General features: G+C 67.0%; 1 pseudogene. It reads left to right on the forward strand.

Annotated elements, in window-relative coordinates:
- Positions 1 to 315: pseudogene (locus EN862_RS35440) on the forward strand (chemotaxis protein MotC); the annotation flags it as partial.

Consider the following 315-nt stretch of genomic DNA (forward strand, 5'->3'; position numbering starts at 1 on the left):
TCGGCGCCTTCCTGGCGCTGGTCAAGGGCTCGCTGCTCGCCACCGACCAGCCGGCCGCGGCCCTCGCTTTGCTCGACGACGCCCGGCTGCTCAGCCCAGGCACGCTGGTCGAGGAAGCAGCGCTTCGCCGCTCGGTCGGCATCGCCGCGCAGCAAGGCGACGCGGCCCGCTTCGCGCTGGCTTCCACCCAATATGTGTCGAACTACCTCCACTCGCCCTATGCCAGCCAATTCGCGGATTCCTTCGTCTCCGGCGTCATTTCGCTGCACATGGCGATCAGTCACGACAAGCTCGCCGACATCACCTCGATGATGG

The sequence above is a fragment of the Mesorhizobium sp. M2E.F.Ca.ET.219.01.1.1 genome (assembly GCF_004016445.2).
In the GTDB taxonomy this organism is placed as follows: domain Bacteria; phylum Pseudomonadota; class Alphaproteobacteria; order Rhizobiales; family Rhizobiaceae; genus Mesorhizobium.